This window comes from Streptomyces sp. YPW6 (genome assembly GCF_018866325.1).
Taxonomy (GTDB): Bacteria; Actinomycetota; Actinomycetes; order Streptomycetales; family Streptomycetaceae; genus Streptomyces.
Map to the genome: position 1 here is coordinate 6,779,460 of NZ_CP076457.1, position 16,254 is coordinate 6,795,713.

Genomic DNA, 16,254 nt, shown 5'->3' on the forward strand with positions numbered 1-16,254 from the left:
AGGAGGGCCGTTGTCAGACCCTCCTCCTGGGCTTTTCACCATGGACGGCAACGAGTGGTGGGGGCTCGTCGAACGGGCTCGTGAGGCGGTCGGGGGCCGGGCGGACGACCGGGACGCGCCCGACGATCCGTTGCCGGGCGCGCTGACGGACGTGCTCGCCGCCCTGGAGCCGGACCGGATAACGGCGTTCGCCGTCACGGCGGTCGGGGTGACCGATTCCGCCTGCCGGAGAGCGCCCCGGCCGGTCACGCGGAGGGATTCCCGCCCCTGCGAGGTCATGGGCGCGGGCACAGAATGGCGCCATGACCGGACGCTGGGAGTTCTGGATCGACCGGGGCGGCACCTTCACCGACGTCGTGGGCCGCCGTCCCGACGGCCGGCTGATCACCCGCAAGCTCCTCTCCCACGACCCCGGCCGCTACGACGACGCGGCCGTCGCCGGAATCCGGCTGCTCCTCGGCCTCGGCCCCGGCGAACCGGTTCCCGCCGACCGGGTCGCCGCCGTCCGGATGGGCACCACCGTCGCCACCAACGCCCTGCTGGAGCGGCGGGGCGAACCGACCGTCCTGCTGATCACCGAGGGCTTCCGGGACGCGCTGCGGATCGCGTACCAGAACCGGCCGCGCCTCTTCGACCGGCACATCGTCCTGCCCGGGACCGTCCACGCGCGCGTGATCGAGGTCCCCGAACGCATCGACGCCCACGGCCGCACCGTACGGCCGCTGGACCTCGGCCCCGTACGAGAACAGCTGCGCGCCGCCCGCGCCGAGGGCCTGCGCAGCGCCGCCGTCGTCCTCCTGCACGGCTACCGCAACCCCGCCCACGAACGGGCCGTCGCCGCAGCCGCCCGGGAGGCCGGCTTCACCCAGGTCAGCAGCTCCCACGAGGTCAGCCCGCTGATCAGGCTCGTCCCCCGCGGTGACACCACGGTCGTCGACGCCTACCTCTCACCCGTCCTCGGCCGCTACGTCGACGAGGTCGCCGCCCGCCTCGACGGGATCCGGCTGATGTTCCTCCAGTCCAACGGCGGCCTGCGCGAAGCCGCCCGCTTCCGCGGCAAGGACGCCGTCCTCTCCGGACCGGCCGGAGGCGTCGTCGGCATGGTCCGCACCTCGCGGCAGGCCGGCCACGACCGCGTCATCGGCTTCGACATGGGCGGCACCTCCACCGATGTCTCGCACTACGCCGGGGAGTTCGAGCGCGAGCTCGGAACCCAGGTCGCCGGGGTCCGCATGCGGGCCCCGATGATGAGCATCCACACCGTCGCGGCCGGCGGCGGCTCCGTCCTGCACTTCGACGGCAGCCGCTACCGCGTCGGCCCCGACTCGGCCGGCGCCGACCCCGGTCCCGCCTGCTACCGCCGGGGCGGCCCCCTCACCGTCACCGACGCCAACGTGATGCTCGGCCGCGTCCAGCCCGCCCACTTCCCGGCCGTCTTCGGCGCGGACGGGGACCTTCCGCTCGACGCCGGCCACGTACGCGAGCGGTTCGCCCACCTCGCCGACGAGGTGGGGAACGCCACCGGACGACGGCCGGACGAGGCCGAGGTGGCGGCGGGCTTCCTGGAGATCGCCGTGCTCAACATGGCCAACGCCGTCAAGAAGATCTCCGTGCAGCGCGGCCACGACGTCACCCGCTACGCGCTCACCGGCTTCGGCGGCGCGGGCGGCCAGCACGTGTGCGCGGTCGCCGACGCCCTCGGCATCGGCACCGTCCTCGTGCCCCCGCTCGCCGGGGTGCTCTCCGCGTACGGCATCGGCCTGGCCGACGCGACCGCGATGCGTGAACAGTCGGTGGAGCAACAGCTCGACGCGGTCTGCCGGCAGCGTGTGGAGCGGCTCTGCGCCGAACTGGCCGACCGTACCCGCGAAGCCCTGCGCGCCGACGGCGTCCCCGACTCCGCGATCACCACCCGGGCCCGGGTCCTGCTGCGGTACGCGGGGACGGACGCGGCGCTGCCGGTGGACCTGGACACGGAGAGCGCCATGGCCGAGGCGTTCGCCGCCGCCCACCGGGCCCGGTTCGGCTTCACGATGGACAAGCCCGTCGTCGTCGAGACGGTCTCGGTCGAAGCCACCGGCGCGACCGGTGCCGTGGACGCCACGGGGGCCGCCGGCGCGGCCGCCGGCACCGAGCCCGCCGCCGGCCCCGATGCCAGCGACACCCCACCGCGCCCGGCCGACACCGTCGACCTGTACGCCGGGGGGAGGTGGCAGCGCGCCCCTCTCCACCGGCGGGCGGAGCTGCACACCGGCGCCACCGTCACCGGGCCCGCGATCGTCGCCGAGGACGACGCCACCACCGTCGTCGACCCCGGCTGGCAGGCCGAAGCGGCCCCCACCGGGCACCTCGTCCTCACCCGCCGCGGCCCCCGCCCCGAACGCACCGCCGTCGGCACCCGGGTCGACCCGGTGATGCTGGAGGTCTTCAACAGCCTCTTCATGTCCATCGCCGAGCAGATGGGCGTCCGCCTGGAGAACACCGCCCACTCCGTCAACATCAAGGAACGCCTCGACTTCTCCTGCGCGCTGTTCGACGCCGAGGGCAACCTGATCGCCAACGCCCCGCACATCCCGGTCCATCTCGGCTCCATGGGGGAGTCCATCAAGGAGGTGCTCCGGCGCAACGGGGGCGCCCTGCGCCCCGGCGACGTGTACGCGGTCAACGACCCGTACCACGGTGGCACCCACCTGCCCGACGTCACGGTGGTCACGCCCGTCTTCGACGAGGGGACGCTGCGGTTCCTGGTGGCCTCGCGCGGCCACCACGCCGAGATCGGCGGCATCACCCCCGGCTCCATGCCCGCCTTCAGCCGGACGATCCACGAGGAGGGCGTCCTCTTCGACAACTGGCTGCTCGTCCGCGACGGCCGGCTGCGCGAGGAGGAGACCCGCGCTCTGCTCACCTCCGCGCCCCACCCCTCCCGCGCCCCGGACACCAACCTCGCCGACCTCCGCGCCCAGATCGCCGCCAACGAGAAGGGCATCGCCGAACTGCGAAGGATGACCGACCAGTTCGGGGCCGACGTCGTGGACGCCTACATGGGTCACGTCCAGGACAACGCCGAGGAGTCCGTACGCCGCATCGTCGCCGGACTCCACGACGGCCACTGCCGCTACGAGACCGACAGCGGAGCCGTGATCCAGGTCCGCCTGACCGTGGACCGGGACGCCCGCAGCGCCCACCTCGACTTCACCGGAACCTCCCCCCAGCAGCCCGGCAACACCAACGCGCCCCGCTCCGTCGTCATGGCCGCCGTCCTCTACGTCTTCCGCACCCTCGTCGGCGAGGACATCCCGCTCAACAGCGGCTGCCTCAAGCCCCTGCACGTGACCATTCCGCCCGGCTCGATGCTCGACCCGGCCTTTCCGGCGGCGACCGTCGCGGGCAACGTGGAGACCTCCCAGGCGGTCACCGGAGCCCTGTACGGCGCGATCGGCGGCCAGGCCGAGGGCTCGGGGACCATGAACAACCTCACCTTCGGCAACGACCACGTCCAGTACTACGAGACGATCGCCAGCGGCTCCGGAGCGGGGGACGGCTTCGACGGCGCCGACGCCGTCCAGACCCACATGACCAACTCCCGGCTCACCGACCCCGAGATCCTGGAGTGGCGGCTGCCGGTCCGCCTGGAGTCCTTCGCCGTACGGGAGGACAGCGGGGGAGCGGGCCGGTGGCACGGCGGCCACGGTGTCGAGCGCCGCATCCGCTTCCTGGAACCCGTCACGATCGCCCTGCTCTCCGGCCACCGCCGCGTCCCGCCGTACGGAGCGGGCGGCGGGGAACCGGGCGCGCTCGGCGAGCAGTACATCGAGCGGGCCGGGGGTGGAGTGGTCCCGCTGGAAGGGTGCGACACCGCCGAACTGGACGCCGGGGACGTGCTCGTGGTGCGCACACCGGGCGGCGGGGGATACGGGCCGCCGGGGGCGTGACCCGCGTGCGGGGCAGGGGGCGCCGGGCCGCCCGGAAGCCGTGCCGGGGCTGCCTGACGCCGGTCGCATAAACGCCGTTTCGACCGTTGTCCGTGCGAGGACCTAATCTGTCCCACGTGACTTCGCCTGCCAACACGGACACCGCTGCGCCGCAGCTCAGCGCGGGGCCGCGGCCTGCCCCGGGCCCCGCCGCCGACGAGGGGCTCGCGCGGCGGCTGCGCGCCCTGGCGTGCACGGCGCCGCTGCACGACCTGGACGTCCGCAAGGCGAATCTGGCCGGCGAGTACACGGTGTACGCCATGGCGGAGGTCGCCCTCGCCGCGATCGACCACGTCACGCTCAACATGGACTTCGACACCGGGGCCGACCACGACCAGATAGTGGCCAGGCTGCTGCCCCGCATCGCCGCGCAGGCCCCCGACCGCCCGGCCGCCGAGCACGAGCGGGTCGCCCGCTGGGTCCTGGAGAACCTGATCAACGTCGGCAGCGTCGACCGCGGCTTCCGCGCGGTCTACGGCACCTTCGACACCGCCGGGGTCTACGTCCGCCGCGACTACGACTTCAAGCTCGTCGAAGAGGTCCCCGGCTACGGCGGCACGGTCTACCTCCGCGCCACCGACGAAGCGGTCAACGTCCTCGTCGGAGCGCTGGACACCGATGTCACCAGTGCCCAGATCGCCGCCGAGGTCAAGCTGGAGGTCCTCATCAGCCGGGGCCGCCTCGCCGACGCCCAGCTGGCCGCCGAACAGGCCCGCTACCGCACCGTGCAGTACGCCGAGACCCTGCGCCGCACCCTGGAGGCCACCCGGCGCAACGTCCGCGCGGTCGACTGGCTCCACACCGTCCCGGACATGATCGCCGAGGCCCTCGACCACGTGGCCGACCGCTACCGCCACGAGAACGCGATCCTCACCAACATCCGCAAGGCCCGCGACGAGGCCGAGGACCCCGAGCACAAGCGCCGGGCCGCCGAGCTCGTCGACATCGTCAAGGACTGCATCCGCCGCCACACCCAGCTCCAGTCCCGGCTGCTGGAAGCGGGTCCGCTCTTCCGGGCCGAGCAGGACCGGCAGGCCTTCGCCCCGCCCGCCCGCCACGCGGGGCTCGATCTGTACGGGCAGCTCCTCGCCCCGCTCCTCCCGCTCCCCGTCGAGCAGTCCACCAGGGCCACCGACGCCTTCTTCGCCCACGGCACCGGACTGCGCACCCCCACGTCCGTACGGGTCGGGGACCTGGTCGACCTGCTGCTCACCCCGCCGCTGGAGCGCGAGCACCTGGGCGCGGAGATGCCCGAGCCCGACCTGATCGCCACCCCCGACGACAGCCGGTTCAGCGAGGAGCAGCTCGCCCGCGCCATGACCCTGCTCGACCTGGAGCACGACGCCCCGCGCCGGCTCTCCGGACTGCTCGCCGAGGCCCGCCGCACCGGCGACGCCGATCTGCCGTATCTGGTCGCCCTCCTCGCCGTCCACGCCGCCAGTCCGCCCGTCGGCACCGCCTACCGCCAGGGTGAGCGGCGCCTGCTCTTCGCCGTGGACGACGGCGCGGAGCTGGAGGACCCCGAGTTCGGCGGTGCCGACCTCATCGTGGGCACCGCGCTGCTGGACGCCGTCGGCATGGCAGCCGACCGCCAGGAGGCCTCGTGACCCGCCGCCCCGCGCCCCGTGCGGCCCTTCCCGTCGCGGTCGGGCCCGCTCCTGCCACCGCCCTTCCCGTCCCGAGCTCCGTCCGCCCCGCGCACCCGCACCACATCCGTACCGAGGAGTCCCAGCCGTGAGCGACCACGACGCCGAGCACCCCGACGCGTGGACCGAGCCCCCGGCGCACGCCGGGTCCGCCACGCCGTACGGGGCTCCCGCCACGCCCTACGCCGCCGATGCGGCGCACAGCTCTCCGCTCACCGCCGAGCCGGCCGGACCGGCCCCCGTCACCCCGGCCGACGCCGCCGACGCCGCCCGCCTGGTCTCCTTCGGGCTCCAGCCCAAGCTGCTGCCCGCCCGGGACGCCGAGTACGCCGACCTGCTGCGCCGCTACCGGGAGGAGAGCGCCTTCGCCCGGCTCGCCGACGCCGTCGCCACCGGCCTCGGCCTCGTCGTCCTGGAGGTCTCCCCGCGGGCCGGGATGGCCGTCACGGCGGGCGAGGACTCCGTCTTCGCCGTCCGCATGGGCGACTACGCCCGCCGTGCCTCCTCCGACGCCGCCGACCGGTTCCTGCACGGCCTCGCCCACCTGGCCGTCGCCGCCCTCGCCTTCCCCCGCCCCGAGGACCTCGCCGACGACGCCTACATCGGCCGTATCACGGTCAACGGCGTCGACGCCTTCGTACGCCAGGCCTGCCGACGGCTGGAGGAACGCGCCGAGGAACAGGGCGACAACACCGACCCCGCCAGCGACGCCCCCGGGCTGGAGGCCGGCTGGCGGATCTACGCCCGCCGCAGCGCCACCGGTGCCACCAAGGACGCCCGCCGGCTCGCCGGATCCACCACCGGCATCATCGGCAAGGCCGTCGCCTTCCTCACCGACTCCGGCTTCCTCCAGCGCACCGGCGACGACGCGGGCGGCGCCTACCGCACCACCGCCCGCTACCAGCTCCAGGTCCGCGACCTCGCGGGCAGCGCCGCCATGGCCGAGCTGCTGGAGCTCGGCGTGGTCCCCGTGACCGACGGCTCCGCCACCCTCCTGCCGCCGCCGGACCCCGACAGTGTGGAGCTGGCCGCCGACGCGGGCCTGCCCTTCCACTCCTGACCCCGAACACCCCGCACCCCCCCCATCGCTTCACCCCCGCTCACCGAACGACGAGAGTCCGCCGCCATGTACGAGTTGTCCCGGGTCCGTCTCTACTCCATCGGGCCTGCCGGTGCGCGCTACGCCGACACCGTCCTCGACCTCCGCGGCGTCGGCGCACCCGTCCCCAACCCCGCTCCGGCCCAGGCGGAGTTCTTCGAGGAGGAGCCGGTCGGCCCGCCCCGCCGCCCCGCGCCCGCGGGCGTCCTCTTCCTGGAGAACGGCGGCGGCAAGTCCGTCCTGCTCAAGCTGATCTTCTCGGTGATGCTCCCCGGCCACCGCAACACCCTCGGCGGAGCCAGCTCCGGCGTGCTGCGCAAGTTCCTCCTCGCCGACGACTGCGGGCACGTCGCCCTGGAGTGGCAGCACACCCTCACCGGTGAGTGCGTCGTCGTCGGCAAGGTCAGCGAATGGCGGGGCCGCCAGGTCTCCAACGACCCGCGCAAGTTCGCCGAGGCCTGGTATTCGTTCCGCCCCGGCCCCGGGCTCAGCCTGGACAGCCTGCCCGTCGCCGAGGCCTCCGCCGTGGGCCGCCCCGCCGAAGGCGCCTCCGGCGCCCGCGGCAGGCGGCGCACCATGAAGGGCTTCCGCGACGCGCTGATGGACGCGGGCAAGTTCTACGCGCACCTCGACGTGCACTGGGAGGAGATCCACGACCGCTGGAACGAACACCTCGGCGACCTCGGCCTCGACCCCGAACTCTTCCGCTACCAGCGCGAGATGAACGCCGACGAGGGTGAGGCCGCCGGCCTCTTCGCGGTGAAGAAGGACTCCGACTTCACCGACCTCCTGCTGCGCGCCGTCACCGACACCCGCGACACCGACGGACTGGCCGACCTGGTCAGCGGCTTCGGCAACAAGCTGGGCCGCCGCGCCGAGCTGACCGCCGAACGCGACTTCACCGCAGGCTCCGTCGACCTCCTCGGCCGGATCGTCGAGGCCACCGACACCCGCGCCCGTGCCCGCGACATCCACGCCGGGGCCGAACGACGCACCCGCACGCTGGCCCGCCGCCTCTCCGTCCGCGCAGCCGAGGAGCGCGGCCGCACCGCCGAGCTGGCCGAGCGCGTCACCGCCGCCGCGCACACCGTCACCGAAGCCGAGTCCACCCGGGGCCGCCGCGCCCTGATCGCCGCCGAACTGGCCTACCGGCACGCCTCGCTGGCCCTGACCGCGGCCGAGAAGAGCGCCGCCGCCGGACGCAAGGAGCTGGTCGAGGCCCGCACCCTGCACGCCGCCTGGCAGGCCGCCGAAGCCGTTCTGCGCCACCGCGCCGCCGCCGACCGCTCGGCCAGGGTCGCCGCCGCCATCCGCGAGGCCGAACGCGACGCCGCCCCCGCCCTCGCCGCCCGCTCCGCCGCCGCCACCGACCTCGTCCGCGCCCTGCACAGGGCCGCCGAGGAGGGCGAACGCCTCGCCAACGAGGAGGAGGAGCGCTCCGGCACCCTCCAGGCCACCGGTGAGCGCGCCCACCGCGACGCCACCGTCGCCGCCACCGAGGCCCAGCGCGCCCGCAGCGAGGCCGGACACCTGCGCCAGCGCCTCGCGGAGGTCGGCCAGGAGACCGCCGAAGCCGTCCGGGCCGGCTGGCTCGACGACACCGCGCCCGACGCCGACCCCGCCCGCGCGGCGCTCGCCGCCAGCGACGCCGAACAATCCGCCGTCGCCGCCTGGGACACCGCTCGCGAAGCCGCCCGCTCCGCCGCCGACACCGCCCGTGAGGCGGCCGCCGCCGAGAGCCGCGCCGAGCTGGCCGCCGCCCGCGCCGCCGACGGGGCCAAGGCCGCCGAGCGGGCTTACGAGGACGAGTACCTGGCCGCCGTGTCGATCGCCGCCGACCCCGCCTCGCGGACCTGCTCGGCCTGCCCACCGGCACCGGCGTCCCGCACCCCCGCCGGGAGTCCGGCGACGAGGCGCCGGGCCCGGACCAGGGCGCCGCCCGCGCCACCCCCACCGGAGACGACACCACGACCGGCCACCGCGGCGACGGCACGGGCACCGCGCCCGACGCCTCCCCGGACCGCGCCGTCGCCCTCGCCGACCAGCCGGCCGCCCAGCAGCCCCTGACCGCCGAGGAGTTCGACCGCAGCGCCGACGAACTGCGCGACCTCCTCGACCAGTCCGTCGCCGCCGCCGAACGCCGCCTCTTCGACCTGCGCACCGCCGCCGCCGACGACGCCCGCATCCTCGGCGCGCTCGGCGAGGGCGGACTGCTCCCGCCCGGCCCCGACGTCCTGGCCACCGTCGAGTACCTCGGCGAACACGGCATCCCCGCCCTGCCCGGCTGGCGCTACCTGGCGCAGGCCGTCGACCCGGCCGATCACGCCGCCGTCCTCGCCGCCCGCCCCGAACTCGTCGACGGCGTCGTCATCACCGACCCCGACGCCCACACCCGCGCCCGCGAAGTCCTCGCCGGCGCCGCTCTGCTGCCCCGCTCGGCCGTGGCCGTCGGTACCGCCGCCGCCCTCCTCGCCCCCGTTCCGGCCCCCGGCGCCGAGACCCCGGGCGACGGCGTCTTCCTCGTCCCGCCGAACCCGGCCATGCACGACGAACACGCCGCCGACGAGGAGCGCCACGCGCTGCGCAGCCGCGCCGCCGCCCGCGACGAGGACATCAGGACGCTGGCCGCCCGGCTCTCCGGCGACCGCGCCCTCGCGTCCCGCATCGGGTCCTGGCGCGCCGACTGCCCGCCCGGCATGCTCGCCGAACTGGCCGAGGCCGCCGCCACGGCCCGTACCGCCGCCGAAAGCGCCGAAGCCGCCCTCGCAGAGGTCCGCACCGCCCGTGCCGAGGCCGACGAGTCCGCCGCCGACACCGCCCGGGTCCGCGACGAACGCCAGGAGGCCGCCCAGCGGGCCCGCCGCGCCGCCGACGCCCTGGCAGGCCTGGCCCACCGGCTGCGCGAGCGCTCCGGCTGGCAGGCCCGCCTGCGCGAGCTGGCCGACGAGGCCGCCGAGTCCGAGGCCAGGGCCGCCGTCTGCCTCGACCTCGCCCGCGCCGCCGACGAGGACCGCCGTGCCGCCCAGCGTGCCGGGGACGACGCCCGCCGCACCGCCCGGGCCCTGCGGGCCGAGCGCGCCGAGATCGCCGGAGTCCCCGAAGTCCTCCCCGAGGAGGACGCGTCGAAGGACCGCACCGCCCTGCCCACCCTGCGCGAGGCCTACCGGGCCGCGTCCCAGCTCTACGAGAAGGTCGGCGTCGGCGCCGATCTGCGCGCCGAACAGGCCCGCGCCGAGAGCGACGAGAGCGCGGCCCTGGCCGAACTGGACCGCCTCACCAACAAGGTCCGCACCCGCGCCGCCCAGCTCCTGGAGGGCACGGACGGGGCCGACGGCCCGTCCCGCCAGGCCGCCGCCGCCCGCGCCGAAGCGCATGTCCAGCTCCTGGAGACCCGCGCCTCCACCGCCAGCGAGCACCTGGGACGGCTGCGCGGCGAAGCCGAACGGCTCGCCCCCGACGACGACCGCCCCCATCACACCGAGCTGCCGGACGACCTGGTCCCGGCCGACGCCGAGAGCGCCCAGGCCCTCCTGCGTACCGCCAACGCCGAACTGGCCGACGCGACCGCCACTCTCGACAGCGCCCGCGCCGCCCACAGCGAGCTGCTGCACGCCCACCGCACCGCTGAGGACTCCGCCGGCGGCTTCGACGAGACCGCGGCCCTCCTGCGCGACCTCCTGCGCGACCACGGCGCGGAGGAGGGCGCCGAGGACCCCGGCCCGTACCCCGGCAGCCTGGAAGAGGCCCGGCAGTCCGCGGCCGAGTCCCGCCGCTCCCTGCGCGGCTGCAACGCCGACCTCTCGGCCGCCGAGAGCGCCGTACGGGAAGCGAGCGACATCCTCGTCCGGCACGCCAACTCCACCCGCTACGAACAGGTCCGCACCCCCGCCCGCCAGCAGATCCGCGAACTCCCGGCCTCCGCGCTGCCCGAGCACGCCCGGAAGTGGGCCGACGCCTTCGCCCCCCGGCTGCGTGTCCTCACCGACGAGCTCGTCCAGCTGGAGCGCAACCGCGACTCGATCGTCGACCGGCTGCGCGGACTCGTCGAGTCGGCGCTCACCACCCTGCGCTCCGCCCAGCGACTCTCCCAGCTCCCCGAAGGACTGGGGGAGTGGTCGGGGCAGGAGTTCCTCCGTATCCGCTTCGAGGAACCCGACCAGGCCACTCTCACCGAACGCCTCGGCGAGGTCATCGACGAGGCCACCAGCGCCGCCCTCAAGAAGAACTCCGATCTGCGCCGGGACGGCATGTCCCTGCTGCTGAGAGGGGTCGAGGCGGCCCTGCGGCCCAAGGGCATCGCGGTGGAGATCCTGAAGCCGGACGCCGTGCTGCGCGCCGAGCGCGTCCCGGTCGGGCAGATGGGCGACGTCTTCTCCGGCGGTCAGCTGCTCACCGCCGCCATCGCCCTCTACTGCACGATGGCGGCCCTGCGCAGCAACGACCGGGGCCGCGACCGCCACCGGCACGCGGGCACCCTCTTCCTCGACAACCCCATCGGCCGCGCCAACGCCACGTATCTGCTGGAGCTCCAGCGGGCCGTTTCGGACGCTCTGGGCGTCCAACTGCTCTACACGACCGGCCTGTTCGACACGACCGCCCTGGCCGAATTCCCCCTCGTCATCCGGCTGCGCAACGACGCCGATCTGCGGGCCGGGCTGAAGTACATCAGCGTGGAGGAGCACCTGCGGCCCGGTCTGCCGCAGCAGGACCCGGAGGGCGAGAGCATCCACGGCGAGATCACGGCGACCCGGATGTTCAAACGGGACGAGCAGGCCGCGGCCGAGCTCCCGGAAGCACCGGAGCCCGAGGCCTGAGCCCCGGGCGCTCGACCGGACCCGGAGCCGTCCCGGTCGTTCGCGCTCGGGAGGGGACGGCCGCCGTCGCCGGCCGAGCCCGTCAGGCGCGGGAGAGGCCGCCGGTGCTGTGGCGGCCGCCTATGCCGCCGCCCGTGCCGTCGCGCTCGGCCGCCCGCTCGGCCCGCCGGGACCGGCGCCGCTCACGGCGTATCCGGCGGGCTGTGCTGCTCGGCACCGACACCACGCCGTTGCGCTGGTTCCACACCTGCCTCGTGACCCAGACGTCGAGCACCGCCCAGGTGGCGACCACCGTGCTGGCCACACTGCTGAGCACCATCGGGAAGGCCAGCCAGGAGCCGGTCAGCGTGCTCAGAAACGCGACCATCGCCTGGATGATCGTCACCGACATGATCAGAACGGCGCGCACGGCGGCCGTCCGCACCGCATCGGGCATCCGCCACTTCGCGGCCGGCTCCTCCACCCACAACGGCCGCGGAACCCGTGCCCCCTCGCCGGCCTCCGTCCGCGCGGCACCCGATGCCGCGGCACTCCCGCGTTCCTGCGTACTCACGGTCTTCATCTCCCCGCCACTGTCCGACTTCAGGGTGGCTGCCCGGCTTGCGCCGGTTCTACGCGGGCGGACACGTCCGTCCTGCCGCGCACGACCCCACCGTGCGTCTGCCCCGTACATACGGACGAACCACCCGTGCCGAAGATTCCCCCGAAAAAGCACGCGGAGGGCACAAGAGCTCACGGAGCGAAGAATTCCAGCCAACTGATATGTGCCGGAGTCGCGCAGCCGGGCCCGTGCTCTCTGCCGCTTTCGCGAATTTCATCGCCGGGAAAACCGTGACAACTCATGATCAAATCAAGGGTGTACGGCTGAAAATCATCCGGACGTGTCTTCGAGTTGTCTCGGTGTCAGTAGTAGGCTCGCGCCGTTTATTGACGGAGAAGACAACCCCCGCTGTCTCCGTGCGGGGCCGATCTGGGGGAGGCCATGCGCTTTCGCGGGAAGTCCATCCGCAGGAAGATCGTGGCGTTGCTGCTGGTGCCGCTCGTCTCCCTCACGGGCCTCTGGGTTTTCGCCACCTACATCACCGGCCGCCAGGCCGACGAACTGATGAGCGCCGGATCCATCGTGGAGAAGGTGAGCGAACCGCTGGAGGACACCGTCCGCGCCGTCCAGGCAGAGCGACGGCAGACCCTGGTCTTCCTGGCCGACCCCCGGGCCTCCGACGCGCTTCCCGTCCTCATGGGCCGACGTGCCGCCACCGACCGCATCGTGGGCGAAGTCCGGGCGAACGCCCGGGCCGAGGACGTCCGGGACGCGCTGAGCGCCGCCGACAGCAGCCGCCTGGAGGCGATCCTCAGCGCTGTCGACGGACTGGAGGCGCTGCGCGAATCGGTCGAGAAGCGCACCATCAGCCGGGCCAAGGCGCTGGACTTCTACAACGGTCTCGTCGATCCCTCGTACCGCTTCCTCAACGGACTCCACACCCTGGAGAACGTGTCGATGGACAAGCAGATGCGGGCCCTGGTCGGCGTCTCACGGGCCCGCGAGATGCTGTCGCGCGAGGACGCGCTCGTCGCCTCCGGCCTCATCACGGGCCGCTTCACCACCGCCGAACTGCGCCGGATATCCGGCCTCGTGGCGCAGCGCGAGCTGCTCTACGAGGTGAGCCTGGAGAACCTCCCCGCCGCCGAACGCCGCCGCGTCGAGCAGTTCTGGGCCAGCCCCGGCACCGAACCCCTGCGCACCGCCGAGGACGCCCTGATCGACGCCGGGCCGGCGAAGCGCCCCGGCGCCGTGGACGCCGAACGCTGGGAAGAGGCGGCCGTGCCCGTCCTCGACCGGCTCGCGGGCGACTCCACGGAGATGGGCAACCGTTTCCAGGACCGGGCCGAACCGGCCGCCTACCGGGTCCTCGCCCAGGCCGGCATCGCCGGGATCCTCGGCTTCCTGGCCCTGGTCGTCTCGGTCTTCGTCTCCGTCCGCATCGGCCGTGAACTCGTCCGGGACCTCTCCCGGCTGCGCAAGGACGCCCACGAGGTCTCCGGTGTCCGGCTGCCGAGCGTGATGCGCCGGCTGGCCGCGGGCGAACAGGTCGACGTCGAGACCGAGGCCCCGCACCTCAGTTACGAGCCCGACGAGATCGGCCAGGTCGGCCAGGCCCTCAACACCCTCCAGCGGGCCGCCGTCGAGGCCGCCGTCAAGCAGGCGGACATGCGGCGCGGCGTCTCCGAGGTCTTCGTCAACCTCGCCCGCCGCAACCAGGTCCTCCTCCACCGCCAGCTCACCCTGCTGGACGCGATGGAGCGCCGCACCGAGAACAGCGACGAACTGGCCGACCTGTTCCGCCTCGACCACCTCACCACCCGCATGCGGCGGCACGCCGAAGGGCTCGTGATCCTCTCCGGCGCCGCCCCCTCCCGCCAGTGGCGCAAGCCCATCCAGCTGATGGACGTGGTGCGGGCCGCCGTCGCCGAGGTCGAGGACTACGAACGCATCGAGGTCCGCCGCCTGGCCCGGATCGGGGTGGGCGGCCCCGCCGTGGCCGACCTCACCCACCTGATCGCCGAACTCCTGGAGAACGCCACCGTCTTCTCACCTCCGCACACGGCGGTCCAGGTGCACGGTGAACGGGTCTCCAACGGCTTCACGCTCGAAATCCACGACCGCGGTCTCGGCATGGCCCCCGAGGTCCTCCTCGACGCCAACCTGCGGCTCGCCGAGACCCCCGACTTCGAGCTCTCCGACACCGACCGGCTCGGCCTGTTCGTCGTCAGCCGGCTGGCCCAGCGCCAGAACGTCCGGGTCTCCCTGCAGAAGTCGCCGTACGGAGGCACCACCGCGGTCGTGTTCATCCCGGCGGCCCTGCTCACCGACGCCCCCGACACCCACGGCACGGGTTTCCGCCTGGACCGCCGGGCCGAGCGGGCCATCGGCAGCGGCCCGAACCCGGGGGCGGAGCCGGGCGCGTCCGGCCCGGCCCCCGGCGGGGAGCGCCGTGTCAACGGCAGGTCCACGGTCCTGTCGCCGGTACCCACCGGCCTCACCGGACCGGGCGTCCTGGACGGGCCGGTCGAGCTGGAAGCCCCGGTCGGTCCGCTGGACTTCACCGGCGACCCGCTGGACCGGTCACCCGATCCGGCCCTCGACCCGGCCCTCGGACCCGTCCTGGACGGCGTGTCCGACCTGGAGGACACCGAGAGCGAGCGCGGCGGCATCTTCCGAGCCCGGGACGTACCCCGCGACGGCGATCGTGATCCCCGCCGCGACAAGCACGGCGACCGTGGTCCCGGCCGTGACGCGCACGGCGACCGTGGTCCCCGCCGCGACAAGCACGGCGGCCGTCCGCGCCGGGACACCGACCGGGACCAGCACCAGCAGGCCGGCGACCACGGCGACGGGCCGACCGCACAGGTCCGTCCGATGCGCCCGGCCGGTCCCGCACCGCTGCCCCGCCGCACCCCGCCGACGCTGGTCACCGACCGGGGGCGCCGGGTCGACGCACCGGACGACGACGCGGTCACGCCGTCCGGCAGTGCCACAGGCCCGGTTCCGCGCACCGCGGACCGCGCGCCCGAGGCGGCCGGCGGGACACGTTCCGCCGACGCCCCCTGGACCGTGCGAGCGGCCGCCCACCGCGCCCCGCGGGTCTCCCGTACGCCGGACGTCGCGTCGCGTCCGTCGGACGTCTCCCGCGGGTCGGGCGTCTCCCGTACGCCCGAGGATCCCCGCCCCGCCGGGCCGTCCCGTTCGACCGAGCCGTCGTACGCACCCGAGCGACCCCGCACGCCGGCGCGCGGGCGCGAGGAGGCCCCGGCGCCGGACGCCCCGGCGGCGCCCGACACCATCGGCGGACTCCCGCGGCGGGTCCGGCAGGCCAGCCTCGCCCGCCGGCTCCGTGAGGACTCCGCGGAGCGCACGGTGCAGCGGGTGGGGGTGGTGGACACGGCCGACGACGACGCCGAGCGCGACGCGGACGAGGTGCGCGACCGTATGGCCTCGCTCCAGCGAGGCTGGCAGCGCGGCCGCCGGGAGAACGCCGAACCCACCGAAGCCGCGAACCCCGGGACGGCCGGCAGCACCACGACCTCCGAACCCGCCGGGACCCCCAGGACGACCGGCTCCACCGCGACCACCGAACCCATCGAAGCCGCGAACCCCAGGACAGCCGGCAGCACCGCGAACACCACGCCCACCGAAACCGCCGAGGACGCCGAGAACACCGGCGTTCCCGGCGGCACAGCACCAGGAACCACTCCGGGAGGGGACGGTCGATGACCGCACCGAACGCCGCAGCACACAACCCCGCCCGCCACGGCTCGGGCGAACTGAACTGGCTGCTCGACGAGCTCGTCCAGCGCGTCGCCAGTATCCGCAAGGCGCTGGTGCTCTCCAGCGACGGACTCGCCACCGGCGCCTCGGCGGACCTGACCCGCGAGGACAGCGAGCATCTCGCCGCCGTCGCCTCCGGGTTCCACAGCCTCGCCAAGGGCGTCGGCCGCCACTTCGACGCGGGCCGGGTGCGCCAGACCGTCGTCGAACTGGACGAGGCGTTCCTCTTCGTCACGGCGGCCGGCGACGGCAGCTGTCTCGCGGTGCTGGCCGACGCCGACTCCGACGTGGGCCAGGTCGCGTACGAGATGACCCTGATGGTCAAGCGCGTGGGGGCCCATCTCGCCAACGCCCCACGGACGACCGGTATGCCCGCCGGAGGTTGAGTGTGGCGGGC

6 protein-coding genes and 2 pseudogenes are annotated in these 16,254 nt (G+C 74.5%); 7 read left to right on the plus strand and 1 reads right to left on the minus strand.

The genetic code is table 11. The features are described from left to right. Positions 1 to 40: 40 nt before the first annotated feature. The 5 genes and pseudogenes from KME66_RS34240 to KME66_RS29825 form a co-directional block, all read left to right on the plus strand. Positions 41 to 229: pseudogene (locus tag KME66_RS34240) on the plus strand (hypothetical protein); the annotation flags it as partial. Positions 230 to 302: 73 nt separating this feature from the next. After that, positions 303 to 3,932 carry a hydantoinase B/oxoprolinase family protein gene (locus KME66_RS29810; RefSeq protein ID WP_216327942.1) on the plus strand — a complete coding sequence of 1,210 codons (3,630 nt, stop codon included), beginning with the start codon at positions 303 to 305 and terminating at the stop codon, positions 3,930 to 3,932. Between the two features lie 116 nt (positions 3,933 to 4,048). Next, positions 4,049 to 5,578, plus strand: a complete 1,530-nt coding sequence (locus KME66_RS29815) for a hypothetical protein (RefSeq protein WP_216327945.1) — start codon at positions 4,049 to 4,051, stop codon at positions 5,576 to 5,578. Between the two features lie 127 nt (positions 5,579 to 5,705). Continuing rightward, the gene (locus KME66_RS29820) at positions 5,706 to 6,677 is read left to right on the plus strand and encodes a hypothetical protein (protein WP_216327948.1); all 972 of its coding nucleotides are present in this window, start codon (positions 5,706 to 5,708) and stop codon (positions 6,675 to 6,677) included. A gap of 66 nt (positions 6,678 to 6,743) precedes the next feature. Continuing rightward, positions 6,744 to 11,530 (plus strand): annotated as a pseudogene (locus tag KME66_RS29825) (hypothetical protein). Between the two features lie 82 nt (positions 11,531 to 11,612). On the opposite strand, the gene KME66_RS29830 reads toward KME66_RS29825, so the two are convergent. Beyond that, positions 11,613 to 12,083 (minus strand): hypothetical protein, encoded by a 471-nt coding sequence (locus KME66_RS29830; RefSeq protein WP_236726340.1) that lies wholly within the window; start codon positions 12,081 to 12,083, stop codon positions 11,613 to 11,615. Positions 12,084 to 12,512: 429 nt separating this feature from the next. On the opposite strand from KME66_RS29830, the gene KME66_RS29835 reads away from it, so the two are divergent. Beyond that, entirely contained in the window at positions 12,513 to 15,803 is a 3,291-nt protein-coding gene (locus KME66_RS29835; protein ID WP_216327951.1) for a nitrate- and nitrite sensing domain-containing protein, read from the plus strand. After that, entirely contained in the window at positions 15,800 to 16,243 is a 444-nt protein-coding gene (locus KME66_RS29840; protein ID WP_073222581.1) for a roadblock/LC7 domain-containing protein, read from the plus strand. The genes KME66_RS29835 and KME66_RS29840 overlap by 4 nt, the downstream gene beginning before the upstream one ends. The last annotated feature ends 11 nt before the right edge of the window (positions 16,244 to 16,254 follow it).